Source organism: Streptomyces sp. NPDC014006, from assembly GCF_043088925.1.
GTDB lineage: Bacteria > Actinomycetota > Actinomycetes > Streptomycetales > Streptomycetaceae > Streptomyces.
The window spans coordinates 518,470-543,526 of record NZ_JBICAJ010000003.1 but is presented as its reverse complement, the minus strand read 5'-3'; the positions used below and the strand labels follow the sequence as shown (position 1 = coordinate 543,526).

The window sequence follows — 25,057 nt, the reverse complement described above, 5'->3', positions numbered from 1 at the left end:
GGAACCGGTGTGAGCGACGACTCGGACCGGCTCAGCGCGCCGGTATCAGCTCCGGGTCCTCGCGCAGCTTGCCCAGCGCGCGCGACACCGCCGACTTCACCGTCCCCACCGACACGCCGAGCACCTCCGCCGTCTGTGCCTCGCTGAGATCTTCGTAGTACCTGAGGACCACCATCGCCCGCTGCCGCGCCGGGAGCTTCATGATCGCCCGCCACATCGCGTCGTGCAGCGCCTGGCGCTCGGCCGGGTCGTCGCCGACGAGGGCGGGGTCGGGCTCGGGCAGCTCGTCCGTCGCGAACTCGTCGACCTTGCGCTTGCGCCACTGCGAGGTGCGGGTGTTCACCAGCGCCCGGCGCACATAGCCGTCCAGCGCGCGGTGGTCCTCGATGCGCTCCCAGGCGACGTACGTCTTGGTGAGCGCTGTCTGCAGCAGGTCCTCCGCGTCGCTCGGGTTCGCGGTGAGCGAGCGGGCGGTACGCAGCAGCGCCGACTGGCGGGCCCGGACGTACGCCGAGAAGGACGTGTACGGCGGCGCCCACGTCGCGGCCGTCGAAGCGCTGGTGCAGACGGGTGTGGTCATGACTCCACGCTAGGAGCGCGGACCGTCGTCGCGGATCACCCGCAGGTCCCGAAGCGAAGTCCCCCTCAGGTTGTAGGGGTGGGGTTCGCCCCACCTCCCAGAGGTGGACCCAAGGGTGGACCCGCCTGCGGGACGAACCCCGAGGATGCCATGCGTCCACGGCCGGGACCAGCGCCGATGCCGGCCCCACGGTCGCCGCCGTCACCAGGGTCGGCCCGGCGGCACGTCCGGGCACCGCGCCTGCTCGCGCGCCTGGGCAGCGGCCCTCGCCGTACCTCCGCACACATGTGGCCTGCCCGCGCGCCTGCGCGGCGGCCCCCCATGCCGCACCCGCACCCATGTGGCCCGCGCACGCGCCTGCGCGGCGGTGCCGGAGCCCCGCCGCGCTGACCATGTGAACCACCCCACAGAGCACACCTCGAACGGGCACCGAGGGGCCGGCGACTGACGCGCCGGCCCTCAGCTCACCACCACAGCGGGGAGAAGCCGACGGCGACGTTCTCGTTGCCCTGGTTGACCGCGGTGAACGCGGAGCCGTTCACCTGGGCTGCGTTGCTCTGGTTGGGGCGCCGGAGCCGGTCGCCTGCTGCTGCGTGGTCGACGCGTTGCCGTTGTTGCCGCCACCGACTCCGCTGCCCACGATGCCCTGGACGGCGTTGGTGACGGCCGCGCTCGATCCGTCCCCCGCGAGGGCCCCGTTGCCGGCCGCCTTCCCATTTTCGAACTCACGTACGAAAATAAAGCCATGGCCCCCACCGACCGGCAGGCCAGGACGCTGGCCCTCGCCCACGCACTTTCAGCCGCCGAACGCGGCCTGGCCGTCATCCCCCTGTCCCGGACGAAACTCCCGGCCCTGCGCTCCCCCCACCGCGACGACCCCGCAGGCACCCCGCCCTGTCACGGCGAGTGCGGCCGCCTCGGCCACGGCGTGTACGACGCCTCCACCGACCCCGCACGCATCCGCGCACTGTTCGCCGCCGCCCCCTGGGCCACGGGTTACGGCATCGCCTGCGGACTGCCCCCGCACCACCTGGTCGGCATCGACCTCGACACCAAGACCGGCACGGACTCCGCCACCGCTCTGCGCGAGCTGGCCCTGCGCCACCTGTTCACGATCCCGCCCACAGTCGTCGTCCTGACCCCCTCCGGCGGCCGCCACCTCTGGCTCACCGGCCCCCCGGACACCGCCGTCCCCAACTCCGCGAGCCGCCTCGCCCCCGGCATCGACATCCGCGGCGCCGGCGGCTACCTGGTCGGCCCCGGCTCACGCACCGAGCACGGCGAGTACACCGTCGCCCCCGGCAGCGCCCACCTGACGCCGGCACCCTGCCCGCCCTCGCTGCTGCGTCTGCTGCTGCCGCCCCCGCGCGAGGACCACCCGCCCCACCAGCCGGCGCACCCACACGGCCAGGGCCTGGTCCACTTCGTCCTCGCGGCACACCAGGGCCAGCGCAACACCCGCCTGTTCTGGGCCGCCTGCCGCGCCTACGAGAACGGTTTCGGCCAGGCCCTGCTGGCACCCTTGCTCGACGCGGCCCTGAACACGGGCCTGACTGAACACGAGGCCCGAGCGACGATCGCGTCGGCGGCACGGCTGACAGGACATCGGCCGTGAACCGTTGTGCAGCCGGTGGGCAGGCTCACGCCCGGTCGGTGACGCGCGTGTAGGTGAGAAACAGCGCTCCGCTCTTCAGGACGGTGTGGTCCGACAGTTCCCAGCGACGCGGGTCGAACGTGGCCTTCCCGGAGAACAGCGGTATCCCGGCGCTGATGGTCAGCGGTGCCATCTTCAGGATCAGCTGATCGATCTCGGAGTACAGGGCATCGGCCAGTTCCCCGCCGCCGATCAGCCAGAGGTCCTTGCCGTCCTCCTGCTTCAGTTCCCGCACCTTCGCCACCGGATCGCCGGCCACCACTTCGACGGCGGGGTCCGGGCTCTCGGACAGGGTGCGCGAGAAGACGAGATGACGCAGATGAGGGAAGGCATCGGTGATCCCGGCGGCGAGGCCGATCTCGTAGGACCGCCGTCCTTCGAGGACGGTGTCGAAGCGCGTCCCTTCGGCCGTGACGGACAGCGCTGCCCGGGCCTGAGCGGGCAGAGTCTCCGGGTACTCCGTCACGAGATGCTCGAGGTAGTCGTCGGCAATCGGCCAGAAGCCGTTCGGGCCGGAGGGATCGGCGCCGTCCGGCCCGGCGATGAAGCCGTCGAGCGTGGTGGCGATGTAGTAGACGAGCCTGCGCACGGATGGCCTTTCGTCGATCGGCTGCGATGTGCGGCTCGAAGCGACCGCCTTCGTGCACAGTTCGCGGCCCCCCGATCGCACGGCGATCATCGCACGGCCCGGTGACATCACACAGGGCCCGGCGCAGCCGCTACCGCACAGCACAACGGCCCCTGGCCGTTCAACCGGTCAGGGGCCGTTCTCAGCGCTGCTCGCGCGGAGGCGGTGGGATTTGAACCCACGGTGACATCGCTGCCACGACGGTTTTCAAGACCGTTCCCTTAGGCCGCTCGGGCACGCCTCCCCGCGCCGCCTGGTGGGGCGGCGCGGGACAAGACTAACGGGTCGGCAGGCGTCGTGGGCGGGTCAACTGTCGCCGACGCGGGAGCCCAGGGTCAGCTCGACCGTGTGGGACTTGCCGTCGCGCTCGTAGGTGATCGTCACCTTGTCGCCGGGCTGGTGGGTCCAGATCTCGCCGATCAGGGTGGGCCCGGAGTCGATCACGTGGTCGTCCAGCTTGGTGATCACGTCACCCGCCTTGAGGCCGGCCTTGGCGGCGGGACCGCCCGGCTCCACCGACGTGGAACCGCCGGCTCCCTGCGAGGTGATCGTCGCGCCGCCGCTGGACTCCTCCAGCGAGACCGACGCGCCGATCTTGGCGTATACCGGCTTGCCCGTCTTGATCAGCTGCTGTGCGACGTACTTCGCCTGGTTGATCGGGATGGCGAAGCCCAGGCCGATCGAGCCGGACTGGCCGGTGCCGCCGAGGCCGCCGCTGCCGGTGGACTGGATCGCGGAGTTGATGCCGATGACGTTGCCGCCCGCGTCCAGCAGCGGGCCGCCGGAGTTGCCCGGGTTGATCGAGGCGTCCGTCTGCAGGGCGCTCATGTACGACGCCTGGCTGCCGGAACCGTCACTGGAGGCCACCGGGCGGTTCTTCGCGCTGATGATGCCGGTCGTCACCGTGTTGGACAGGCCGAAGGGCGCGCCGATCGCGATCGTCGCGTCGCCGACCGCGACCTGGTCGGAGTTGCCCAGCGGGAGCGGCTTGAGGTCCGACGGCGCGTTCTTGAGCTTGATGACGGCGACGTCGTAGCCCTGCGCGTGGCCCACCACCTCGGCGTCGTACTTCTTGCCGTTCGGGAAGGTCGCCGTCAGCTTGCCGCCGTTCACGGCGTCGGCCACGACGTGGTTGTTGGTGACGATGTGGCCTTGGGTGTCGAAGACGAACCCGGTGCCGGTGCCGCCCTCGCCGTTGGTGGACTCGGCCTGGATGGTGACGGTGCTCGGCAGCGCCTTGGCGGCCACTCCCGCGACCGTGCCGGGGTCACGCTTGACGTCGCCGCCGCTGGTGGCCGCGGAGACCGTGGTGGAGCCCGTGCTGTCGTTGTCCTTGGCCAGCGTGTAGCCGAGGCCGCCGCCCAGGCCGCCTGCGACCAGGGCGGCCACCAGGATCGCGGCGAGCAGGCCGCCGCGGCCGGACTTCTGCTTCGGGGCGGGCTGCGGCGGGTACGGCGCACCCCAGCCGTGCCCGGCCGCCGCGTCACCGCCGCCGCTGCCGCCGGCGGCGTACGCCGGGGTGGCGGGGGGCGGGGGCGGCCAGCCGGCCTCCGGGGCGGAGGCGGTGGTGCCCGGGTGCGGCGCGGCATCGGCGGGGGCCGCCACCTGTGCCGCCTGGGGGGCGTGCGCCGCGGGCTGGTCGGGCGACGCGACGGTGCCCGCCGGCGGCTGCTCCGGGCGCGCCGGGACCGGGTTCGCCGGGGCGGGCGGCTGGGCGGAGGCTGCGGGAGATTCCACCGGCACGGGAGGTGCAGACGGGGCCGGGGGTACCTCAGTGCCCTCGTTCTCGGTGCTCACAGCTCTTCTCCTCGATCCACGGCTGTCGTTGTCGGTCACGGGTCACAGGTCACGCGTCACAGGCTTCGGGCACACGCGGAGGGCTGTGCGTGTGCATGTGCATTTGTATGCCGTCAGCTTTTCCCACGAGCCGTCAGGGGGCCGTAAGCGGTGGCTGTGGGTTCCCGGTAACCCTTTGACCACCCTTTATATAGGACGTGTCGGACTAATGGCGTGTATCACCGATACGCTTACCGTGCTTTCATCGCGCCCGCGGTCCCCCGCCTACCCCGTCCCGGTGGCACCATGACGCGGTGACCCACGCACGACCGCACCCCATCCAAGTCGTCGCCCACCGCGGGGCTTCCGAGGACGCGCCGGAACACACGCTCGCCGCCTACCGCAAGGCCATCGAGGACGGCGCGGACGCCCTCGAGTGCGACGTCCGCCTGACCGCCGACGGGCACCTCGTCTGTGTGCACGACCGCCGCGTCAACCGTACGTCCAACGGCCGCGGCGCGGTCTCCGCCCTGGAGCTCGCCGACCTTGCCGCGCTGGACTTCGGCTCCTGGAAGACGCGCGACGCCTGGCGCGGGCGGGACGAGGAGCCGGACTGGGAGTTCCGGCCGGAAGACCGCGAGGCGACGTCCGTACTGACCCTCGAGCGGCTGCTGGAACTCGTCGCCGACGCCGGGCGGCGTGTGGAACTGGCCATCGAGACCAAGCACCCCACCCGCTGGGCCGGACAGGTCGAGGAGCGGCTGTTGCACCTGCTCAAGCGGTTCGGCCTGGACGGACCGGCCTCGCCCGAGGAGTCGCGGGTACGGGTGATGAGCTTCTCGGCGCGTTCGCTGCACCGCGTGCGTGCCGCGTCGCCGACGCTGCCGACGGTGTACCTGATGCAGTTCGTCTCACCGCGGTTGCGCGACGGGCGGCTGCCGGCGGGCGTGGGGATCGCCGGCCCCTCGATCCGGATCCTGCGTGCTCATCCCGGGTACGTGGAGCGGTGGAAGCAGGCCGGCCGGCAGGTGCACGTGTGGACGGTCAACGAGCCGGAGGATGTGGAGCTGTGCACCCGCCTCGGTGTGGACGCCATCATCACCAACCGCCCACGCGCGGTGCTGGACCAACTGGGACGTTGATCCCTCGCCCTGTTGGACGGCCTTATTCGACGGCGCTCCCCTATTTGACGGCTGTCACAGCGGCACACCTGCCTCTTGACCCTCATGCGTTTCCTGGCCCATCCTCACCTCTCGGCCACACCGAAGTAATCCAGCCACTTGACTACGGGGAGTGCTCCGGCGCGTTCGGTTCGTGTTCGACGGTGGTGAATGCGTCCATGGACGATGATTGGCCGGTTTCCGGTACAGGCCAATGGGGCAAACACACCGTGGCGTGGGGCGAAGGAGGTCTCGGGGGTGGCGTTGGTGGTGGCACAGGAGGTGCCCACGTCGTCGAGCATGGCCGTACCCCATGGCCCTGCGGGCGTGGGCAAGGCGCGGCACCGGATGCGTGACCAGTTGCGGAGCAGCGGTGTGGCGGAATCGGTCATCGACGATGCCGTACTGATCCTTTCGGAACTTTTGAGCAATGCGTGCAAACACGGCCGCCCCCTGGGTGACGCGCTCGCCGGCGACGGTGATGTGCGGGCCGCGTGGCGGGTGGACCCGAGCGGGCGGCTCCTGGTCGAGGTGACCGACGGCGGCGGGCCGACCCGTCCGGCCCCGGCCACGCCCTCGGTGACCGCGCACGGCGGCCGCGGCCTGAACATCATCACCGCGCTCGCCGACGACTGGGGCGTGCGTGACGGCGTACGCGGCGAGGTCACGGTGTGGGTCGTCGTCCACGACGACGTGTACGACCCGGACGCCGGGCGCCGCCGCGAGGACTTCGCCACGCGCGTGGCCGCCCCGCCGGTGGCGGCGATGGCCGATCTCAACTTCGCGGACGCCTTTGACGACCTCGGCTGAGAGCGGACGCCTTCGACGACCTCGGCTGAGATACGACGACTTTGGGTGCCTGCGTCGCCCGCGGAGTCGGAGTCATCCCCGACCGCGCGTCCCCGACCGCGCATCGCGTTGTCCACAGGTCCGCGCGCGCCGCGTTGTCCACAGGTCGGCGCCGGTCATGGTGTGAACGGCTAGGCTCGCGCCGTACCAGACGAGCCGTATCCGGGAGACACCCATCATGGCCAAGAAGCGACCCCAGACGAAGGCCGCGAGCCCTCAGCTGAGCGACGGAGAGATCCCGGTTGTCGGCGCCCGCGAGCCCTGCCCCTGCGGCAGCGGCCGGCGCTACAAGGCCTGCCACGGCCGGGCCGCCGCGCATGCGGTGACCGAGCTGGTGCAGCGCCCGTTCGAAGGGCTGCCCGGCGAGTGCGACTGGGTGGCGCTGCGTGAACTGGTCCCGGCGGCCACCGTCCGGCTGCCGCTGAAGGACGCCCTGCCCGAGGGTGTCCCGTCGGTCACGCTGGCCACCGTGCTGCCGATGGCCTGGCCCGCGCTGCGCCGCGACGACGGGTCGGTCCTGCTCGGCCTGCAGAACGAGACGGCGTCCGGTGACATCAGCCGCGATCTGGCCGACACGCTGCTGCGCGCCCTTCAGGCGGAGCCGGGCACGCCGGTGCAGGGCCGCCGCGCCCCGGCCGACGGACCGCGGCTGCAGGACGTGCTCGACGCGAACGGCACGTTCGAGCCGGTGGTGCACAGCGGCTTCGAGTTCTGGGTGCCGGACGCGGAGAACGCCACGCCGGAGGTCGCCGCCTCGCTGGAGCGGGCGAACGCCGCGGCGATCCCGACCGTGCGGCTGACCGGTGTGGACGCGGCGTACTGGTGCGAGACCCCGGACAAGAACCACCTGCGCTGGGTCATGCCGCACCCCGAGGAGCGGCTTCTGGACGCGCTGGCGCGGCTGCACGCGGAGGGCGGTTCCAGCCTCGGTGAGGGCACGCGTCTGGTCGGTTCCTTCCGCGCCCACGGTCTGACCGTGCCGGTGTGGGACCTGCCGTCGTCGGTCACCGCGGCGGACGTGGAGAAGCCGGCCGCCGAGTTCGCCGAGCGCCTGGCCGAGGCGCTGGCGGTGCAGGAGCCGCTGACCGCGCAGGAGCGCCGGGCCCGCGGCGGGCTCACCAACCGGCAGGTCACACTCAGTTGACGCCTTCACCCCGGCAGGGGTGACAGCCGTCACAGCGTGCGGGGGCGGCGGGGTCTTACGGATGTCCGATTGGCCCGGTCGCAGCCCATCGGCGCGTGTCCGAATACGCCAGGGAAACGCGAGATCGAATTTGCTTGGAGCCGATCTCTTGTTACGGTCTGAGTAGCCCGGTTGCTGGTGCATCCCCCGTCGCCAGCAACCGGGTCTTTTCATACGCGACGCCGTGCACCGTCCGGCGTCGGTCCTCAACTCCCCGTTTCCTGGGGTGAGTTGCTCCCGGTCCGCAGCAGCAGCGACCCGCCTCCCCCCGCGCGAGCGAATTCCGCGATCGCCGTGTAGGCGTCCGGGGCGGCGCGGGTCGGCTCCCGGGGCGTCTCGCAGGTTCCCGGCTCGTCCTCGGCGCCCACCGGGCAGCGCAGTTGCAGCGTGCGGCCGCCGGGCCCCATCAGGCTCAGCACCGACTCCAGCGCCCGGCCGGTGGTGTTGCGGTAGTAGGTGCGCGCCCAGGTCTGCGCACCCTGTGTCAGCACACAGGTCTGGGCCTCGATGCCGTCGGGAGAGGTGACCTCGGGGCCGCAGCGGGCGGCAGTCGCCAGCCCGAGGCCCAGCAGGAGCGGGGACCGGGCGGGCGTGGCGGGAGGCGACTGCCGCTCGGCGGCGCCGACGCCGCCGTGAGCGGAGGAGCCGGCCCGAGCGGAGGAGCCGGCACCGCCGACGGCACGGGCACCGGTCGCTTTCTCGTCGTCGTAGGTGGCACCGGCGTACGACGGAGACCGTACGACCGAGTGGTCCGCGTCGCCCACGCCGCCCGCGGACGCCACGGCCAGCGGCAGGGCGACCGCACACACCACGACGCCCGCGAGGGCTGCAAGGCGGAGGTTCATGAAAGGGACGATAACGACACCGGGCGGGCGCACGGATCCGGTCGCGTCCGACACCCCTACAACTCGGGCGCGCTCACACCCGTACGAGTGAGGGCGTCGACCACCGCGTCCACCACGGCCTCGACGTCCGGCACCCAGGGGGAAGCCGAGCCGGGCAGCGGGGCGCGCTCCCAGCGGACGGGGCCGCGGCCGGTCTCGGAGGGCGGCAGGGTGATGTAGCCGCCCTCACCGTGGAAGCGCAGCGAGCCGGGCACGAAGTCCTTGGCGTACAGCAGGTCGCCCAACTGTTCCATGGAGTAAGGGCGGACGAGGATCGACCAGCGGGTGTCGGAGGCGACCACCGGGCCCAGGCGCATGCCGTCGCGGTCGAGCGCGGCGAGCGCGCGGGCGGCCGGCAGGGCGGGCAGGCTCACCGCGCAGGGCGCGCTGCCGCCGGTGGCGAGGACGATCGGCGCGGTCGGCCGGTTGGTCCACCACCAGCGCACCATGCGCTCGTCGGTGGTGGCCGCGAGCAGGCCGGGGTCGAAGGGGTGGGCGCCGGGCACCGTGCACTCCGGGTCGGGGCAGGCGCAGCGGGAGCGCCCCTCGGGGTCGGCCGCCACACCGGGCAGCACGGGCCACCCCCACTGGGTGGCGAACGTCAGGGCCGCGCCGATCAACTCAGACCTCCCGCCCTTTTGCCGGGACAGGAGCCTGCGTCGCCTTCCGGGGATCTCGCGCATGAGCGCTCGTTCCTTTCCGTTGCACGCCTGGCAACACCGAGGACCTTGTCACACCATGTGTCGATCTCTGCACTGTGCGTATCGCGTATCTGCTGGCGCATCACACCCCGGCCTGACGCGCGGGGAACCCCTCTGGGCCGAGCTTCGGCGGCTTTCGTGCGGCCGCTGACGTCCATACCGCGTTCAGCACAAGCATGGGCGTGGCGTGGGGTGGCGAAGTATGGCGTTTGCCGTCTCGCGTCTTTCGCTTCGCCTCCGCCACGGGAGGATGGGGCTGGGTCGTCGGTGGCTAAGACGCCCGGTCCGGACACCAGGTTCCGGGTGGCCCCCACCACCCCGGCCCATACCGAGTACGTACCCATCGCGACCGCTGTGACGCTCCGTGGAGCAGGCCCAGTCGACCGCAATCAACCGATACCTAAGGCAGTTTTCAGCCAACTTCTCTATTACGCAAGGGGTTACCGACAGGAGCCCCGCAAAGCCCCTGAACACCAAGGACACCAGGAATCCCGGCAGGACAATGCTGGACATCCCCTCACGAGTGCGTGTACATGTGGAGACACTGCTAGCGGCGCAGAAGACATGGGGGTTTGCGATGCTTTTCAGCAGTACGCACCGGTCGGAAAGCCGGCTGCCATGAACGCCCCTCATCCTCAGAAAGTGGCTGGAATCGATGCAGCGGTTCCCGCCCCCGCGCACACTTCCGCATGCGCGCCCGCCGCCGCGGGCACCGCACCGGTGCCTGTGCCGCACCCCCCCGGCGCCCTGCTGCAGGACCGGCTCGCCGGCTGGGTCTCGGATCTCACGACCCTGCACGAACTCACCGAGCGCCTGGCCCGCACGGACAACCTGAACGACGCCCTGCAGGAACTGCTGCGCGCCGGAGCCGCTCTGGTCGGCGCCCGGCGCGGACTCGTCGTCCTCGAACCGGCCGACGAGCGGGGCCCCGACACCACCATCGGCCTGGGTCTCGGACGCGCCGATCTCGGCCACATCGAGACCGTGCCGCGCAGCGCCACCTCCTTCGGCCGCATCCTCGACGGACTGCCCGGCGGCGACCGCGAGATCACCGAGCCCGACCTGTTCGCCGGGGACGGTCTCGACCCCCGCCACCGCGAGGTCGCCGCCCGCCTCGGATACGCCGCCAGCTACGCCCTCCCCCTGTCCGCCGACACCGGCGGCCGCCTCGGTGCCGCCGTCTGGCTGTACGACGAGCCGACCGAGCCGGTCGAGCGCCAGCGCCATCTGATCGGTCTGTACGCCCGCTACGCCGCCGAACACCTCGCCCGGCTGCTGGAGGTGGAGCGCACGCGCGCGTGCATGGCGACCATCGCCGAGGAACTGCTGCCCTCCCGGCTCCCCCGCGTCGCCGGTGTCCAGCTCGCCGCCCGGCACCGCACCGGTCCGCGCGGCGGCGGCGACTGGTACGACGCGCTGCCGCTGCCGGACGCCGCCCTGGGTCTCGCGGTCGGCACGGTCACCGGCTCCGGACCGAGCGCCGTCGCCGCGATGGGCCGGCTGCGGGCGTCCCTGCGGGCGTACGCCGTGATGGAGGGCGAGGACCCGGTCGCCGTCCTGTCCGACCTTGAGCTGCTGCTGCGGCTCACCGAGCCCGCCCGCTCGGCCACCGCGCTGTTCGCGTACTGCGAGCCCGCCCTGCGCAAGATCACCCTCGCCGGGGCCGGGCACTGCCCGCCGCTGCTGGTCGGCCAGCGGCGCACCGAGTTCGCCGAGACGTCCGTCTCCGCGCCGCTCGGCATGCTCGCCTGCTGGGAGGCGCCCAGCGTGGAGCTGCAGACCGAGCCCGGAGAGACGGTGCTGCTCTACACCGACGGTCTGCTGCACCGTACCGGCGACCCGGTCGACCGTGCCTTCGCCCGGCTGCACGCGGCGGCCGCCGGGGTCCCGCGCTCGCTGCGGCACGATCCGGACGCGCTCGTGGACCACGTGCTGCGGACCGTCCTGCCGGACGGGCTGGACGCGGTCGATTCGGAGGAGGACGTGGTCCTGCTGGCGGCTCGTTTCGAGTAGGTCATCTCGTGTAATGGGTCATAGCACCCTGGGCCCCCTTCTTCTCGACCGTACGATGGTGGGGGTCCAGTGCCGTACCCAAGGAGGATGACCGTGGCGGAGGAGCTTCCGGAGACCCCGGAGACCGACGAGCCGATCAAGCAGCGGAAGAACGGCCTCTACCCGGGCGTCTCCGACGAGCTGGCCGAGAACATGAAGACCGGCTGGGCCGACACCGAGCTGCACGACCTGCGGCCGATCGCCCAGGCCGCCGAGACCGCCGCGCGCCGCGCGAAGCTGTCCGCCCGTTTCCCCGGCGAGCGCCTCGTCGTCCCCGCGGGCAACCTGAAGGTCCGCTCCAACGACACGGACTACCCCTTCCGCGCGTCCGTCGAGTACGCCTACCTCACCGGCAACCAGACCGAGGACGGCGTCCTGGTCCTGGAGCCCCGCGGTGAGGGCCACGAGGCGACGCTCTACCTGCTGCCCCGCTCCGACCGCGAGAACGGCGAGTTCTGGCTCTCCGGCCAGGGCGAGCTGTGGGTCGGCCGCCGCCACTCCCTGACCGAGTCCGAGAAGCTGTACGGCATCCCGGTCGCCGACGTCCGCGAGCTGGCCGACGCGCTGCGCGAGGCCACCGGCCCGGTCCGCGTCGTCCGCGGCCACGACGCCGGCATCGAGGAGGCGCTGACCGACAAGGTCACCGCCGAGCGCGACGAAGAACTGCGCGTCTTCCTCTCCGAGGCCCGCCTGATCAAGGACGACTTCGAGATCGGCGAGCTGCAGAAGGCCGTCGACTCGACGGTCCGCGGCTTCGAGGACGTCGTCAAGGTCCTCGACAAGGCGGAGGCCACCAGCGAGCGCTACATCGAGGGCACGTTCTTCCTGCGCGCCCGCGTCGAGGGCAACGACGTCGGCTACGGCACCATCGCCGCGGCCGGCCCGCACGCCTGCACCCTGCACTGGGTGCGCAACGACGGCCCGGTCCGCTCCGGTGACCTGCTCCTGCTGGACGCCGGTGTGGAGACGCACACGTACTACACCGCCGACGTCACCCGCACGCTGCCGGTCGACGGCCGCTTCTCGGAGCTTCAGAAGAAGATCTACGACGCCGTGTACGAGGCCCAGGAGGCCGGCATCGCGGCGGTCAAGCCGGGCGCCAAGTTCCGCGACTTCCATGACGCCGCGCAGCGCGTGCTCACCGAGAAGCTCGTCGAGTGGGGTCTGGTGGAAGGCCCGGTGGAGCGCGTGCTGGAGCTCGGCCTGCAGCGCCGCTGGACCCTGCACGGCACAGGTCACATGCTCGGCATGGACGTCCACGACTGCGCCGCCGCCCGCACCGAGGCCTATGTCGACGGCACGCTGGAGCCCGGCATGGTCCTCACCGTCGAGCCGGGTCTGTACTTCCAGGCCGACGACCTGACGGTGCCTCAGGAGTACCGCGGCATCGGCGTCCGTATCGAGGACGACATCCTGGTCACCGAGGACGGCAACCGGAACCTCTCCGCCGCGCTGCCGCGCCGCTCGGACGAGGTGGAGTCCTGGATGGCGCAGCTCAAGGGCTAGGGCCTCTCGTTTGGATCATGCCGGGGCCCGTGGTCGGTGCGGTACCGCCATGGGCCCCGGCGCGTGTTCGCGTCGGCGGGGCATCGCAATGGCTGGTTGGCGCGGGTCGCCAGCCGCTGGCCTGGGTGTCCGCACTGCCGCGGGGGCACGGGGGGCACCTCTCTGCCAAGGGCCTCTTTCGGCAGGTCCCCGCATCCATGAGGTGAGACATGCTTCGTCGCGAGGCGTCGCCCCGGCGGGCTCGTTCCGGCCGGGGCGGTCCTGGCGGCGCGGTCCCAGCCGGGGGGGCCTGGTCGGTGTCGTCTTGGCCGGGCTGTTCGGTCCGGGGCCGTCACACGGTGAGCAGTGCCGGGTCCCGGCGCCATTTCAGGATCTTGTCGAAGCTCACCACCGCGCCGCCGCGGCCGGGCTTGTTGCCGACGTGGACGTGGTCGGCGAGTTCGCGGATGAGGAACAGGCCGCGGCCGCTCTCGGCGTCGTCGTGCGCGGGGCGGGGCCGGTCGGCGGCGGTGAAGCCCGGCCCGGCGTCGGCGACCTCGATGCGGCACATCTCTCCGTCGAGGTAGGCGGTGACGCGGTAGGCCTCCGAGGAGGCGCCACGGCCTCGGTGCCCGCCGTGCTCGACGGCGTTGGCGCAGGCCTCGCTCAGGGCCACGGACAGGTCGTAGGAGATGTCGGGGTCGACGCCCGCCGTCTCCATCGCGCCGAGCAGCAGGCGCCGGGCCAGGGGGACGCTGGCAGCTTCGCGCCGCAGATGGAGTGACCACCAGATGCTCATGCTCCAGCCTCCTGGCCGCGGCTCGACATACCGTTACGTATTGCCGCCCCGGCCGGGAAGTACGCCAGGAATTGACGTGATGCCGCCCATATGGGCGATGCGCAGACGACGGCAATCGGTGTATGTGGGACCCGAGTGCGCATTCGGCATCTTGCGGACCTGCCGTATGGCGGCGGTAAGGGCAGTGCGATGATGGGGCCCGCCATGACTGCCCTCCACCCGCGCTCAGTGCGCGCCGGACGTGACGTCCGGCTTCTGCGGGCCGCGGTGTTCGCCGCGGTCTGCGTCGTGCTGGCCGCCGGTGGGCACGCGCTCGCGTCCTGCGCCACGGTCCCGCTGTGGACGCTGGGCGCGGGGTTCCTCGGGGTGTTCCTCGTCGCGGCGGCACTGGCCGGCCGGGAGCGTTCCCTGTGGGGCATCGCCGCGCTGCTCGCAGCCGGGCAGACCGTGCTGCACACGCTGTTCGGGCTGGGCCAGCACACGGCCACGACCACCCCGACGGCCTCGGACGCCTCCGTGGTGGCGCAGGCCGCGCGGCTGGTGTGCGGCGCCGGGGCGGCCCCGCTCAGCCCCCTCCAGGCCCAGCGGATCCTCGCGACCGCGCGCGTCCAGGGCACTCCGGCGCATCATCCGGCCGACGCCCTGTCCACCGCCGCGGACTCCCCCGCCGCCCTGCTGCCGTCGCTGCCGATGCTGCTCGGGCACGTCCTCGCGGCGCTCGCCGCGGGCTGGCTGCTGCGCCGCGGCGACACCGCCCTGCTGCGGATCATGGAACTGGCCGCGCTGTCGGCGCACGAGGTCGCGGAAGGGGCGCTCGTCCGGTCGCTGCGCGCGGCGCTCGCGCTGGTGCGCGCCCTGCTCGCCGGGCTGCCGACGGCGCCCGCCACAGGTCCGCGTCCGGCGCGCACCGCGCTGTTCGCGCCGCCGGCCCCGCACACCACGGCACTCCAGCACTCGGTGATCCGGCGTGGCCCGCCGGCCACCGGGTTCGCCCTCGCCGCCTAACGCGACGCGACCGCCACTCCACGAGACCACGAGAGGCCGGCGCCGTCGTGCGGCGCAACACGCACGCGTGCGCGTGCGTATCCCTCTTCATCACCGGTCGGTCCTTCGATCCACCGGACTCACTCGAAGTGGAGTGCATCCTTCCATGAAGGTTTCCCGTGCAGCCGTCCCCGTCGTTCTCGCCGTGGCCGGTCTGACCGCCCTGTCGACGCCGGCCTTCGCGCATGTCTCCGTGCAGCCCGAGGGCGCCGCCGCCAAGGGCGGCTACGCCGTCGTCGACTTCAAGGTGCCCAACGAGCGGGACAACGCCTCGACCACCAAGGTCGAGGTCAACCTGCCCGCCGACCACCCGCTGGCCTCGGTGGCGCCGCAGGCGATCCCGGGCTGGAAGATCGACGTCACCAAGGCGAAGCTGGCCAAGCCGCTCACGATGCACGGCGAGAAGATCAACGAGGCGGTCTCCAAGGTCACCTGGACCGCCGAGGGCGAGGGCATCAAGCCGGGCTACTTCCAGAAGTTCCCCCTCTCCGTCGGCCAACTGCCCGAGGACACCGACAAGCTCGTCTTCAAGGCGATCCAGACGTACTCCAACAAGGAGGTCGTGCGCTGGATCGAGGTACCGCAGGACGGCGGGGCCGAGCCCGAGAACCCCGCCCCGGTCCTCACGCTGTCCGCCGCTTCGGACGACCACCACGGCACGTCCGGTGCCTCCAACGCCTCTGACGACAGCGCCTCGAGCGCCGAGAAGACCGCCGCCGGGACACAGGCGTCCGACGGCCACGACACCGACACCACCGCCCGCGTGCTGGGCATCGTGGGCATCGTCGTCGGCGCGGCGGGTGTGGCGTACGGCGTGTTCGCCGGCCGCCGCCGCACCACCGCCTGACCTCCGCCCGTCCGTGGCGTGCGCGGGAGCCGTACCGCGGCTCCCGCGCGCGCCCGGTGATCGACCTTTTGGGATCCCTCTCCATGCGCACCAAGACCTTCGCGGCGGCCGCCCTCCTCGCCGCCGCCGCACTGACCCTGACCGCCTGCGGCGGCGGTGACGACAGCTCCGGTCCCGTCTCCGTCGTCTCCGAGGAGTCCGGCTCGGGCAAGGCAGGCACCGTCCTCGACCAGCCGTTCGAGAAGCCGGACCTGGTCCTGACCGACACCCACGGCAAGACGTACGACCTCCGCAAGGAGACCGCGGGCCGGCCGACGCTGATCTACTTCGGCTACACGCACTGCCCGGACGTGTGCCCGCTGACGATGAACAACATCGCCGTCGCCAAGAAGCAGCTGCCCAGGGCCGAGCAGGACAAGCTGCGGGTCGTGTTCGTCACCACGGACCCCGGCCGTGACACCCCGTCCGAGCTGGGCAAATGGCTGAACGGCATCGACAGCCAGTTCGTCGGCCTGAGCGGGAACTTCGCCACCGTCCAGGCGGGCGCCCGCACCCTCGGCATCTCCATCGAGCCGACGAAGAAGGACAAGAACGGCAAGCTCGTCTCGGTGCACGGCACCCAGGTCTTCGCCTTCTCCCCGAAGACCGACCGCGGCTATCTGTACTACGGCGAGGACACCACCGTCGACGACTACACCAAGGACCTGCCCAAGATCATCAAGGGAGAGAACCCGTGAGGGCCTGCGCCGCGGGTGCCGCCGCGCTGACCGGCGCCCTGCTCCTGACCGGCTGCGGCTCCTCCGGACCGGACTCCGCGTCAGCGGCGGAAGCCGGGTCCGGGTCCGGGAAGGCCGTGCTGTCCGTCAGCTCCGCCTACATGCCCCAGCCCGTCTCGGACATGGCGGCCGGCTTTCTGACCATCGCCAACGACGGCGGTACGAAGGACGAGCTGACCTCCGTCACCAGCGATATAGCCGGCAGCGTCACCGTCCACGAGACCGCGGGCGGGTCGATGCGTGAGGTGGCCGCCCTCCCGGTCCCGGCGCACGGCCGGGTGGTCTTCGCCAGCGGCGGCAACCACCTGATGTTCGACCGGCTGAAGCGCAAGCCGAAGCAGGGCGAGAACGTGACCGTCGCGCTGCACTTCGCCCGCTCCGGCACCGTCGAGGTGCGGATGCCGGTCAAGGCCGCGACGTACAACCCCGCGACCGGACACTGAGGGAGCCACCGTGACCCCGACCATCGCCCCCCGCGTCCGGACCCTGGTGCTGCTGTTCGTGGCCGCGCTCGGCGCGCTGCTCGCCGGTGCCGCGCCGGCCTCCGCGCATGCCGCGCTCACCGGCAGCGACCCCCAGCAGGGGGCGGTGGTCAAGCAGGCGCCCGCCCGGGTCTCCCTGACCTTCTCCGAGAAGGTCGCCCTGAACGACGACGCGCTGCGCGTCCTCGACCCCAAGGGCAAGCGCGTCGACGACGGCAAGCCGTCCGAGGTCAGCGGCACCACGTATGCCGTGGCCCTGCACAGCGGGCTGCCCGACGGCACCTACACCGTCACCTACCAGGTCGTCTCGGCGGACAGCCACCCCGTCTCCGGCGCCTACACCTTCTCCATCGGCGCCCCCTCCCAGACCTCCGTCTCCGTCGGCGGGCAGACGGCCGGGGGCGGTGTCGTCGGCGGGCTGTACGGGTTCGGCCGGTACGTGTCGTACGCCGGCTTCATCGTCATGACCGGCGGTGCCGCGTTCGTCCTGGCCTGCTGGCGGCGCGGCACGGGGGTACGGGCCGTGCAGCGGCTCGTGGTCTCCGGCTGGGTCGCCCTGACCGCGGCCACCCTCGCGCTGCTGCTCCTGCGCGGCGCCTACACCACCTCCGGCAAGGCGGCGGACATCGTCGACCTGGACCTGCTCGGCCAGGTCCTGCAGACCAAGTCCGGCGCGGCGCTGGTCTCCCGGCTGCTGCTGCTCGCGGCGGCGGCACTGTTCATCGCGGTCCTCTTCGGCGCCTATGACAAGCGGGACGAGGAGGAGGAGAAGCGGGACCTGACGTTCGGGCTGGCGATCGGCGGCACCGTCGTCGCCGCCGGTCTCGCGGCGAGCTGGGCGATGGCCGAACACGCCTCCGTCGGGCTCCAGGCGGGTCTCGCCATGCCGGTCGACGTGGTGCACCTGCTCGCCGTCGCCGCCTGGCTCGGCGGGCTGACCGCACTGCTCGTCGCCCTGTACTTCGCGCCCGCCGACACCCCGGTCGACGCCGCCGCCGTGCGGCGCTTCTCCGCCGTCGCCTTCGGCAGCGTCCTGGCCCTGGTCGCCACCGGCGTCTACCAGTCCTGGCGGCAGCTCGGCTCCTGGTCGGCCTTCACCGACACCCGCTACGGGCAGCTGCTGCTGATCAAGATCGGGCTTGTGGCGCTGCTCGTCGGCCTCGCGTCGATCTCCCGGCGGTGGACGGGCCGGCTGAGCGACCCGGTCGTCCAGCGGACGGCGAAGAAGGAACGCGTCACCGCCCCCGCCGCCGACTCCGCACGCGCCGCGCAGCTCGCCCGGCAGCAGGCCGCCATGGAGGCCGCCCGCCGCAAGCAGCAGCGTGACGCCGACCCGGACCGGTTCGGGCTGCGCCGCTCCGTCCTCGCCGAGGCCGCCGTCGCCGTGGTCCTGCTCGCGGTGACCACCGTGCTCACCTCCACCGAGCCGGGCCGTACCGAGGAGGCCGCGAAGGCCGCCACCGCCTCGTCCTCCTCCGCGTCCGTCGCAGGGTCGGGGGCCGTCACGCTGGACGTTCCGTTCGACACCGGCGGCAAGGACGGCAAGGGCGTGGTCAGCATCGACCTCGACCCCGCCCGCGTCGGTGCCAACGAGATGCACGTCTACGTCACGCGCCCCGACGGCCGCGCCTACGACGTGCCGGAGCTGAAGATCGCCTTCACGCTCACCACCAAGGACATCGGGCCGCTGCCCGTGGTCCCGGACCACATCACCACCGGACACTGGTCGGCGGACGGGGTGCAGATCCCCATGGCCGGCGACTGGAAGGTCGCCGTGACCGTGCGGACCTCCGACATCGACCAGGTGACCGTCTCCAAGAACGCGCAGATCGGCTGAGTGCACCATGCCCGACCAGTCCCCTTCGTCCGCCCGGTCCGCACACGGCGCCATGGGTTCCGCACGAGGTGCCATGGGCTCCGCGGAACGTGCCACGGGTTCCGCGGAGCGTTCCCCGGAACCACGGGGTGTCTCGCGCCGCCGGCTGCTCGGTACCGCCGGTGCCACCGGACTCGTGCTCGGCGCTGCCGGTGCGGCGGCGGGTTACGCGGCCGCCCCTGCGCAGGCCGCCCCGCTCACCTCGCTCGGGGCCGGGCGCGCGATGTTTCACGGGAAACATCAGCCCGGTATCACCGACGGTCTCCAGGCCCGCGGTCATCTCGCCGCCTTCGATCTCGCCCCGGGCGCGGGCCGCAAGGAAGCGGCCGCCCTGCTGCGCCGCTGGTCGGCGACCGCGGAGCAGCTCATGGCGGGCGAGCCGGCGGCCCATGACGACACCGGCGTGGCCCGGGACGCCGGACCGTCCTCGCTGACGATCACCTTCGGCTTCGGGCACAGCTTCTTCGGGCGGACCGGACTGGTCGGGCAGCGGCCGGTCGCGCTGGACCCGCTGCCCGCCTTCTCCTCCGACCAGCTCGACAAGGCCCGCAGCGACGGCGACCTGTGGGTGCAGATCGGCGCCGACGACGCCCTGGTCGCCTTCCACGCACTGCGCGCGATCCAGAAGGACGCGGGCTCGGCCGCCCGGCTGCGCTGGCAGATGAACGGCTTCAACCGCACCCCGGGCGCAACCGCCCACCCCATGACGGCCCGCAACCTCATGGGCCAGGTCGACGGCACCCGCAATCCGAAGCCGGCCGACCCCGACTTCGAGAAGCGCATCTTCGTACCGGCCGACGGCGAGCCCGCCTGGATGGCGAACGGCTCCTATGTCGTCGTACGCCGTATCCGCATGCTCCTCGACGACTGGGAGAAGCTAACGGTGCGCGACCAGGAGGCGGTGATCGGGCGGCGCAAGTCCGACGGGGCGCCGCTGTCGGGCGGCACCGAGACCACCGAGATGGACCTGGAGAAGACCGACGCGAACGGCGAGTATGTCGTCGCGGTCAACGCGCACGCCCGCATCACCCGGCCCGACCGCAACGGCGGCGCGGCGATGCTGCGGCGCCCGTTCTCGTACCACGACGGCTTCGACGCCGACGGGATGCCAGACGCGGGGCTGCTGTTCATCTGCTGGCAGGCCGATCCGCTGCGCGGCTTCGTACCGGTGCAGCGCAAGCTGGACCGCGGGGACGCACTGTCGCGGTTCATCCGGCACGAGACCAGCGGGCTCTTCGCGGTGCCGGGCGGGGCGGCGAAGGGGGAGTACGTGGGGCAGCGGTTGCTGGAGGGCTGAGCGGATACAACACGGGGTCACTCGGCACGCGCGTTTTGTGGGTTCAAACCACTCGGTCGAGTGGCGTGCCTGAGACGCCGGAGCCGGGGCCTCCTGCGGCCATTAGGGTGAGACCATGCCAGCGAGTTACGCGTACCTCGGCCCGGAGGGGACCTTCACCGAAGTCGCCCTGCGCACCCTCCCGGAGGCCGCCACCCGGGAGCTGATCCCGTACGTGTCGGTGCAGTCCGCGCTGGACGCGGTGCGGGCCGGTGAGGCCGAGGCGGCGTTCGTGCCGATCGAGAACTCGGTCGAGGGCGGCATCACGACCACCCTGGACGAGCTGGTCGCGGGCGCCCCGCTGATGATCTACCGCGAGGTGCTGCTGTCGATCACCTTCGCACTGCTGGTCCGGCCGGGCACCAAGCTCTCGGACATCAAGACGGTCTCCGCCCATCCGGCGGCCCAGTCGCAGGTGCGCAACTGGCTGCGGTCGCACCTCCCCGACGCCGACTGGGAGTCCGCCGCCTCGAACGCGGATGCCGCCCGCCTGGTCCAGGAGGGCCGCTACGACGCCGCCTTCGCCGGGGAGTTCGCCGCCGCACGCTACGGTCTCGAAGTACTGGAGACCGGTATCCACGATTTCCCGGAGACGGCCCAGACGCGGTTCGTGCTGGTCGGGCGCCCTGCCCGCCCGGCCGCTCCGAGCGGTGCCGACAAGACCTCCGTCGTGCTGTGGCAGCGCGACGACCACCCCGGGGGGCTGCGCGACCTGCTCGGCGAGTTCGCCACCCGGGGCATCAACCTGATGCTGCTCCAGTCCCGGCCGACCGGCGCCGGCATCGGCAACTACTGCTTCTGCGTCGACGCCGAGGGTCATATCTCCGACCGGCGGATGGCCGAGGCCCTGATGGGGCTGAAGCGGATCTGCCTGCAGGTGCGCTTCCTCGGCTCGTACCCGCGGGCGGAGGCCGGGCCCGAGGACGTACGGCCGCCGCTGCTCGGGACCTCGGACGAGGAGTTCGTCGCGGCGGCGGACTGGGTGGCGCGCTGCCAGGACGGGCGTTTCTGAAGCGTTCCAGCCAGTCCCGTTCCAGCCAGTCCTACCTGCATATCTTCGTTATCCACAGAAGTTATCCACAGGCGGGCTTCTCGACCTGGGGACAAGTCGACAGGGAAGCCCTAGTCGGTCGACAAATCGCCCTGCAGGACCCAAGTGCGCCCACAGGCGCATCGGTCACACTTCGTCCACCTGTTTCCTTTGAACAATCCTTTGGAGCGAACACTTTCCACTCGAAAGTGCGGCTGAATGGGCGTTACGCCGAGAATCCTGAGGTCCGGTTACGGCCGCGGGTGATCAATTCCGAAGTCCACAGATCTTTCTCACACCCTGTGGATAACTTTCCGGAGGCTGTGGATCGCCGTGGCTGGCACAGGCCCCAAGTCCCGCCGCCCACAAGCGATTCGAGCCAGGCGGCCTCCGAACAGACACACTGCGCAATTGACCCATAACGCACCGTAAGGGACCATTGCGGCGCGTCCCGAATAGTGAGTCGTGAGCCCTCACCCGGCACCGGTAGCCTTGACCGCGTGATTGACCTTCGCCTGCTTCGTGAGGACCCCGACCGTGTGCGCGCCTCTCAGCGCGCCCGTGGAGAGGACGTCGCGCTCGTCGACGCTCTCCTGTCTGCCGACGAGCGGCGCAGGTCCTCCGGCGTCCGCTTCGACGAACTGCGCAACGAGCAGAAGTCGCTCGGCAAGCTGATCCCCAAGGCCTCCGCCGAGGAGAAGGCCGACCTGCTCAAGCGGGCCGAGCAGCTGAAGTCCGACGTCAAGGCCGCCGAGGCCGAGCGCGACGCCGCCGACACCGAGACCCAGGAGCTGCTGCTCAGGCTCGGCAACCTCGTCCACCCCGACGTCCCCGTGGGTGGCGAGGAGGACTTCGTCACCCTCGAGACGCACGGTGTGATCCGCGACTTCGGCGCCGAGGGCTTCGAGCCCAAGGACCACCTGGAACTCGGCCAGCTGCTCGGCGCCATCGACACCGAGCGCGGCGCCAAGGTCTCCGGCTCCCGCTTCTACTTCCTCACCGGCGTCGGCGCCCTGCTGGAGCTGGCCCTGGTGAACGCCGCGCTGGCCCAGGCCACCGCCGCCGGATTCACGCCGATGCTCACCCCGGCGCTGGTGCGCCCGCAGTCCATGGCCGGCACCGGCTTCCTCGGCCAGGCCGCGCAGGACGTCTACCACCTCGACAAGGACGACCTGTACCTGGTCGGCACCTCCGAGGTGCCGCTGGCGGCGTACCACATGGACGAGATCATCGACGCCGACCAGCTGCCGCTGCGCTACGCCGGCTTCTCGCCGTGCTTCCGCCGCGAGGCCGGCTCGCACGGCAAGGACACCCGCGGCATCTTCCGCGTGCACCAGTTCGACAAGGTCGAGATGTTCTCCTACGTCACCCCCGAGGAGTCGCAGGAGGAGCACAAGCGGCTGCTGGAGTGGGAGAAGCAGTGGCTGACCTCGCTCGAGCTGCCCTTCCGTGTCATCGACGTCGCCTCCGCCGACCTCGGCGCCTCGGCCTCCCGCAAGTTCGACTGCGAGGCGTGGATCCCGACGCAGGGCAAGTACCGCGAGCTGACGTCCACTTCGGACTGCACCGAGTTCCAGTCCCGCCGGCTGTCCATCCGCGTCCGCGAGGACAAGAAGGTCCGCCCGCTGGCCACGCTCAACGGGACGCTGTGCGCCGTACCGCGCACGATCGTGGCGATCCTGGAGAACCACCAGCAGGCAGACGGCTCCGTCCGTGTGCCCGAGGTGCTGCGCCCCTACCTGGGCGGCCGGGAGGTCCTGGAGCCGGTGGCCAAGTGAGTTTCCCGTACGGGCTCGTCGCCACCGATCTCGACGGAACGCTGCTGCGCTCCGACGAGTCGATCTCGCAGCGCACCCGTGACGCGCTCGCCGCGGCCACCGCGGCGGGCGCGGCCCACATCGTCGTCACCGGCCGCGCGGTCCCCTGGACCCGGCACATCCTCGACGACCTCGGCTACCGGGGCCTCGCGGTGTGCGGTCAGGGCGCGCAGGTGTACGACGCCGGGGCGCACCGTCTGCTGACCACGGTCACCCTGGACCGGCAGCTGGCCGGGGTGGCGCTGGCGAAGATCGAGGCGGAGGTCGGCCCGCTGTACCTGGCGGCCAGCCGTGACGGCCTGGACGGCGAGGTGCTCGTCGGCCCCGGCTACGCGCTCACCGGCTCGCTGCCCGCGACGCCGTTCGCGGACGCGTCCGATCTGTGGAGCGCCCCGCTGAACAAGATCTACATTCAGCATCCCGAGCTGTCCGACGACGAGCTGGCCGAGGCGGCCCGGCGTGCCGCGGGTGGCTTCGTCAGCGTCGCCATGGCCGGCGCGGGCATCGTCGAACTGCTGCCGCTCGGCCTGTCGAAGGCCACGGGGCTGTCGCTGGCGGCGCGCCGGCTGAAGCTGAAGGCGGCCGACACGATTGCCTTCGGCGACATGCCCAACGATGTGCCGATGTTCGCGTGGGCGGCGCGGGGTGTGGCCATGGCCAACGCCCATGAGGAGCTCAAGGCGGTCGCCGACGAGGTGACGTCCTCCAACGAGGAGGACGGCATCGCGGTGGTACTGGAACGCTTGCTGGCGTAGCCGGATTCGCGCCGTCGGGGGAACGGTGCGTTGCCGAGTGCCTGGTAGTGGTGGGCTGGTCGCGCAGTTCCCCGCGCCCCTCAGGGGAACTGCAGCCCCCTCGGCAGCAACCGCTGCAACTCTCACCGGGCGGTGACTGCAACCCCCTGGGGGCGCGGGGAACTGCGCGACCAGCCACCGACCACCCGACACCCGAACAACGCACCGGACCCCAACGGACCGACCCACCCCAGCCCCAGTGGCAACGTCTCGCGGAGGATGCACGAATCGAACGTGCGCGGGCCTTTCGACCCGACCACGGTTCAGCAAACCGGTGCCTTACCACTCGGCCAATCCTCCGGGTGGGCGGCCCACGCGAGAGCGACATCGCGTGCTCGAAGCGGCCGCCCCGGGCAGCTCCCCGTGCGGCGGGGACTCGACGGTGGGTAACTACACCGTGGTCCGCCGCGGGCTGCCCTGTCGGGAGCTGGACGTACTGCCGTGCATGGACATCGTCCCGCTCCTCTCCCAGCCGGTGGCGCCGGACGAAGTGTCCGGCGATGTGGACACCGACCACTGTGCCGGTACGGCGACTTGGGCGCCACCGATTAACGGTGAGGCCCCCGTCGCGGCCGGCTGTGGCTACTCCTCCCCCGCCAGTGTCAGCGCCCGCAGCTTCTGACCGGCGTACCAGGTCGCCAGCACGGTGACCGCGATCAGCAGGACCGTCGCCGTCGTCAGCCCGACGTCGGACGTGACCAGGTCACCGCCGGCGACCTTGTGGGCGACGGCCAGGGACCACTGCTGAATGCTGAGCGTGCGGGCGCCGGGCACCAGGGAGCCGAACAGCGCCTCCCAGACCAGGGCGTAGACCAGGCCGAAGACCACCGCGTGCCGGGACACCGTGCCCAGCAGCAGGAACACGGCCGCATAGGCGATGGAGGAGACCAGCGCGGCCACCGTGTAGGCGACGGCGATCTGCTGGCCGTTGCCGTTGAGGATCAGGCCGGCGACGAGCGTCGGCACGGCGGAGAACACCATGGTCACCGCGATCGCCACGATCAGCTTGGTGATGATGATCGTGGGCCGCTTGACCGGCTTGGACAGCAGGTACACCACCGAGCCGTCGTCGATCTCCGGACCGATCGCGCCGGTGCCGGCGATGACGCCGATGATCGGCACCATGGTGGCGAGCGCGAAGCCGCCGAGGACGTCGGAGGCGGTCTGGTCGTCGGCGCCGGTGAGCGCGCGCACGGCGACGGAGATGACGATCAGCAGCAGCGGCAGCGCGCCGAGGATGAGGGCCCGGCGGCGGCCGAGCAGGGCCCGATAGGTGAGCCGGGCGACAGTGGGGTCGTACATCT

22 protein-coding genes, 2 tRNA genes and 1 pseudogene are annotated in these 25,057 nt (G+C 71.6%); 15 read left to right on the top strand and 10 right to left on the bottom strand.

Features of this window, described 5'->3' with window-relative positions:
• Positions 1 to 31: 31 nt before the first annotated feature.
• Complete coding sequence (locus tag ACF1GV_RS14705; protein ID WP_391680310.1) at positions 32 to 580, bottom strand: SigE family RNA polymerase sigma factor; 549 nt, start codon at positions 578 to 580, stop codon at positions 32 to 34.
• A 464-nt stretch (positions 581 to 1,044) separates the two neighbouring features.
• Positions 1,045 to 1,346 (bottom strand): annotated as a pseudogene (locus ACF1GV_RS14700) (hypothetical protein).
• Between ACF1GV_RS14700 and ACF1GV_RS14695 the strand changes: the two are divergent.
• Complete coding sequence (locus tag ACF1GV_RS14695) at positions 1,326 to 2,195, top strand: bifunctional DNA primase/polymerase (RefSeq protein WP_391680309.1); 870 nt, start codon at positions 1,326 to 1,328, stop codon at positions 2,193 to 2,195. The pseudogene ACF1GV_RS14700 and the gene ACF1GV_RS14695 overlap by 21 nt on opposite strands.
• Before the next feature lie 25 nt (positions 2,196 to 2,220).
• Here the strand turns inward: ACF1GV_RS14695 and ACF1GV_RS14690 are convergent, their stop codons facing one another.
• The 3 genes from ACF1GV_RS14690 to ACF1GV_RS14680 all read right to left on the bottom strand — a co-directional run bounded on the left by ACF1GV_RS14690 (position 2,221) and on the right by ACF1GV_RS14680 (position 4,659).
• On the bottom strand, positions 2,221 to 2,823 hold the full coding sequence (locus ACF1GV_RS14690) for a dihydrofolate reductase family protein (protein ID WP_391680307.1): 603 nt from the start codon (positions 2,821 to 2,823) through the stop codon (positions 2,221 to 2,223).
• A gap of 196 nt (positions 2,824 to 3,019) precedes the next feature.
• Positions 3,020 to 3,106 (bottom strand) — tRNA-Ser (locus ACF1GV_RS14685).
• A gap of 62 nt (positions 3,107 to 3,168) precedes the next feature.
• Positions 3,169 to 4,659, bottom strand: a complete 1,491-nt coding sequence (locus ACF1GV_RS14680; RefSeq protein ID WP_391680305.1) for a S1C family serine protease — start codon at positions 4,657 to 4,659, stop codon at positions 3,169 to 3,171.
• Between the two features lie 293 nt (positions 4,660 to 4,952).
• Here ACF1GV_RS14680 and ACF1GV_RS14675 point away from each other — a divergent pair, with 293 nt between their 5' ends.
• The 3 genes from ACF1GV_RS14675 (at position 4,953) to ACF1GV_RS14665 (ending at position 7,791) form a co-directional block, all read left to right on the top strand.
• On the top strand, positions 4,953 to 5,780 hold the full coding sequence (locus tag ACF1GV_RS14675) for a glycerophosphodiester phosphodiesterase (RefSeq protein WP_391680304.1): 828 nt from the start codon (positions 4,953 to 4,955) through the stop codon (positions 5,778 to 5,780).
• 189 nt (positions 5,781 to 5,969) lie between these two features.
• The gene (locus ACF1GV_RS14670; RefSeq protein ID WP_391680303.1) at positions 5,970 to 6,608 is read left to right on the top strand and encodes an ATP-binding protein; all 639 of its coding nucleotides are present in this window, start codon (positions 5,970 to 5,972) and stop codon (positions 6,606 to 6,608) included.
• 217 nt (positions 6,609 to 6,825) lie between these two features.
• On the top strand, positions 6,826 to 7,791 hold the full coding sequence (locus ACF1GV_RS14665; protein WP_391680302.1) for a DUF5926 family protein: 966 nt from the start codon (positions 6,826 to 6,828) through the stop codon (positions 7,789 to 7,791).
• A gap of 245 nt (positions 7,792 to 8,036) precedes the next feature.
• Here ACF1GV_RS14665 and ACF1GV_RS14660 read toward each other — a convergent pair whose 3' ends face one another.
• Positions 8,037 to 8,675, bottom strand: coding sequence for a hypothetical protein (locus tag ACF1GV_RS14660; RefSeq protein WP_391680300.1), 639 nt, complete (start codon positions 8,673 to 8,675; stop codon positions 8,037 to 8,039).
• A 56-nt stretch (positions 8,676 to 8,731) separates the two neighbouring features.
• A complete protein-coding gene (locus tag ACF1GV_RS14655) occupies positions 8,732 to 9,397 on the bottom strand; it encodes a bifunctional DNA primase/polymerase (protein ID WP_391680299.1) in 666 nt (221 codons plus the stop codon).
• Between the two features lie 636 nt (positions 9,398 to 10,033).
• Here ACF1GV_RS14655 and ACF1GV_RS14650 point away from each other — a divergent pair.
• Positions 10,034 to 11,428 carry a PP2C family protein-serine/threonine phosphatase gene (locus ACF1GV_RS14650; RefSeq protein ID WP_391680297.1) on the top strand — a complete coding sequence of 465 codons (1,395 nt, stop codon included), beginning with the start codon at positions 10,034 to 10,036 and terminating at the stop codon, positions 11,426 to 11,428.
• Positions 11,429 to 11,515: 87 nt separating this feature from the next.
• Complete coding sequence (locus ACF1GV_RS14645) at positions 11,516 to 12,973, top strand: aminopeptidase P family protein (protein WP_391680296.1); 1,458 nt, start codon at positions 11,516 to 11,518, stop codon at positions 12,971 to 12,973.
• A 331-nt stretch (positions 12,974 to 13,304) separates the two neighbouring features.
• Here the strand turns inward: ACF1GV_RS14645 and ACF1GV_RS14640 are convergent, their stop codons facing one another.
• Positions 13,305 to 13,751 carry an ATP-binding protein gene (locus ACF1GV_RS14640; RefSeq protein ID WP_391680294.1) on the bottom strand — a complete coding sequence of 149 codons (447 nt, stop codon included), beginning with the start codon at positions 13,749 to 13,751 and terminating at the stop codon, positions 13,305 to 13,307.
• Positions 13,752 to 13,955: 204 nt separating this feature from the next.
• Here ACF1GV_RS14640 and ACF1GV_RS14635 point away from each other — a divergent pair, with 204 nt between their 5' ends.
• From ACF1GV_RS14635 to ACF1GV_RS14595, 9 genes are all read left to right on the top strand, one after another.
• Positions 13,956 to 14,756, top strand: a complete 801-nt coding sequence (locus tag ACF1GV_RS14635; RefSeq protein ID WP_391680293.1) for a hypothetical protein — start codon at positions 13,956 to 13,958, stop codon at positions 14,754 to 14,756.
• Between the two features lie 145 nt (positions 14,757 to 14,901).
• A complete protein-coding gene (locus ACF1GV_RS14630) occupies positions 14,902 to 15,642 on the top strand; it encodes a YcnI family protein (RefSeq protein WP_391680292.1) in 741 nt (246 codons plus the stop codon).
• Positions 15,643 to 15,725: 83 nt separating this feature from the next.
• Positions 15,726 to 16,379 carry an SCO family protein gene (locus ACF1GV_RS14625; protein ID WP_391680290.1) on the top strand — a complete coding sequence of 218 codons (654 nt, stop codon included), beginning with the start codon at positions 15,726 to 15,728 and terminating at the stop codon, positions 16,377 to 16,379.
• Positions 16,376 to 16,861, top strand: a complete 486-nt coding sequence (locus ACF1GV_RS14620; protein WP_391680289.1) for a copper chaperone PCu(A)C — start codon at positions 16,376 to 16,378, stop codon at positions 16,859 to 16,861. The genes ACF1GV_RS14625 and ACF1GV_RS14620 overlap by 4 nt, the downstream gene beginning before the upstream one ends.
• A gap of 10 nt (positions 16,862 to 16,871) precedes the next feature.
• Positions 16,872 to 18,737 carry a copper resistance CopC/CopD family protein gene (locus tag ACF1GV_RS14615; RefSeq protein WP_391680288.1) on the top strand — a complete coding sequence of 622 codons (1,866 nt, stop codon included), beginning with the start codon at positions 16,872 to 16,874 and terminating at the stop codon, positions 18,735 to 18,737.
• 73 nt (positions 18,738 to 18,810) lie between these two features.
• Complete coding sequence (gene efeB, locus ACF1GV_RS14610) at positions 18,811 to 20,073, top strand: iron uptake transporter deferrochelatase/peroxidase subunit (protein WP_391680286.1); 1,263 nt, start codon at positions 18,811 to 18,813, stop codon at positions 20,071 to 20,073.
• 115 nt (positions 20,074 to 20,188) lie between these two features.
• Positions 20,189 to 21,124, top strand: a complete 936-nt coding sequence (gene pheA / locus ACF1GV_RS14605) for a prephenate dehydratase (protein ID WP_391680285.1) — start codon at positions 20,189 to 20,191, stop codon at positions 21,122 to 21,124.
• 518 nt (positions 21,125 to 21,642) lie between these two features.
• Positions 21,643 to 22,920: a serine--tRNA ligase gene (serS, locus tag ACF1GV_RS14600; protein ID WP_391680284.1), complete on the top strand. Its 1,278-nt coding sequence runs from the start codon at positions 21,643 to 21,645 to the stop codon at positions 22,918 to 22,920.
• The gene (locus ACF1GV_RS14595) at positions 22,917 to 23,714 is read left to right on the top strand and encodes an HAD family hydrolase (protein WP_391680283.1); all 798 of its coding nucleotides are present in this window, start codon (positions 22,917 to 22,919) and stop codon (positions 23,712 to 23,714) included. Before serS ends, ACF1GV_RS14595 begins: the two co-directional genes overlap by 4 nt.
• Before the next feature lie 252 nt (positions 23,715 to 23,966).
• On the opposite strand, the gene ACF1GV_RS14590 is transcribed toward ACF1GV_RS14595, so the two are convergent.
• Positions 23,967 to 24,053, bottom strand: a tRNA-Ser gene (locus ACF1GV_RS14590).
• A 282-nt stretch (positions 24,054 to 24,335) separates the two neighbouring features.
• On the bottom strand, positions 24,336 to 25,055 hold the full coding sequence (locus ACF1GV_RS14585) for an ABC transporter permease (protein WP_363265380.1): 720 nt from the start codon (positions 25,053 to 25,055) through the stop codon (positions 24,336 to 24,338).
• Positions 25,056 to 25,057 lie beyond the last annotated feature (2 nt).

What these genes read in the sequence shown, in the direction of transcription:
- ACF1GV_RS14705 (WP_391680310.1), bottom strand. Translation starts at nt 580, where the DNA reads ATGACCACACCCGTCTGCACCAGCGCTTCGACGGCCGCGACGTGGGCG.
- ACF1GV_RS14695 (WP_391680309.1), top strand. Translation starts at nt 1,326, where the DNA reads ATGGCCCCCACCGACCGGCAGGCCAGGACGCTGGCCCTCGCCCACGCA.
- ACF1GV_RS14670 (WP_391680303.1), top strand. Translation starts at nt 5,970, where the DNA reads ATGCGTCCATGGACGATGATTGGCCGGTTTCCGGTACAGGCCAATGGG.
- ACF1GV_RS14665 (WP_391680302.1), top strand. Translation starts at nt 6,826, where the DNA reads ATGGCCAAGAAGCGACCCCAGACGAAGGCCGCGAGCCCTCAGCTGAGC.
- ACF1GV_RS14660 (WP_391680300.1), bottom strand. Translation starts at nt 8,675, where the DNA reads ATGAACCTCCGCCTTGCAGCCCTCGCGGGCGTCGTGGTGTGTGCGGTC.
- ACF1GV_RS14655 (WP_391680299.1), bottom strand. Translation starts at nt 9,397, where the DNA reads ATGCGCGAGATCCCCGGAAGGCGACGCAGGCTCCTGTCCCGGCAAAAG.
- ACF1GV_RS14650 (WP_391680297.1), top strand. Translation starts at nt 10,034, where the DNA reads ATGAACGCCCCTCATCCTCAGAAAGTGGCTGGAATCGATGCAGCGGTT.
- ACF1GV_RS14645 (WP_391680296.1), top strand. Translation starts at nt 11,516, where the DNA reads ATGACCGTGGCGGAGGAGCTTCCGGAGACCCCGGAGACCGACGAGCCG.
- ACF1GV_RS14640 (WP_391680294.1), bottom strand. Translation starts at nt 13,751, where the DNA reads ATGAGCATCTGGTGGTCACTCCATCTGCGGCGCGAAGCTGCCAGCGTC.
- ACF1GV_RS14635 (WP_391680293.1), top strand. Translation starts at nt 13,956, where the DNA reads ATGACTGCCCTCCACCCGCGCTCAGTGCGCGCCGGACGTGACGTCCGG.
- ACF1GV_RS14630 (WP_391680292.1), top strand. Translation starts at nt 14,902, where the DNA reads ATGAAGGTTTCCCGTGCAGCCGTCCCCGTCGTTCTCGCCGTGGCCGGT.
- ACF1GV_RS14625 (WP_391680290.1), top strand. Translation starts at nt 15,726, where the DNA reads ATGCGCACCAAGACCTTCGCGGCGGCCGCCCTCCTCGCCGCCGCCGCA.
- efeB (WP_391680286.1), top strand. Translation starts at nt 18,811, where the DNA reads ATGGGCTCCGCGGAACGTGCCACGGGTTCCGCGGAGCGTTCCCCGGAA.
- pheA (WP_391680285.1), top strand. Translation starts at nt 20,189, where the DNA reads ATGCCAGCGAGTTACGCGTACCTCGGCCCGGAGGGGACCTTCACCGAA.
- ACF1GV_RS14585 (WP_363265380.1), bottom strand. Translation starts at nt 25,055, where the DNA reads ATGTACGACCCCACTGTCGCCCGGCTCACCTATCGGGCCCTGCTCGGC.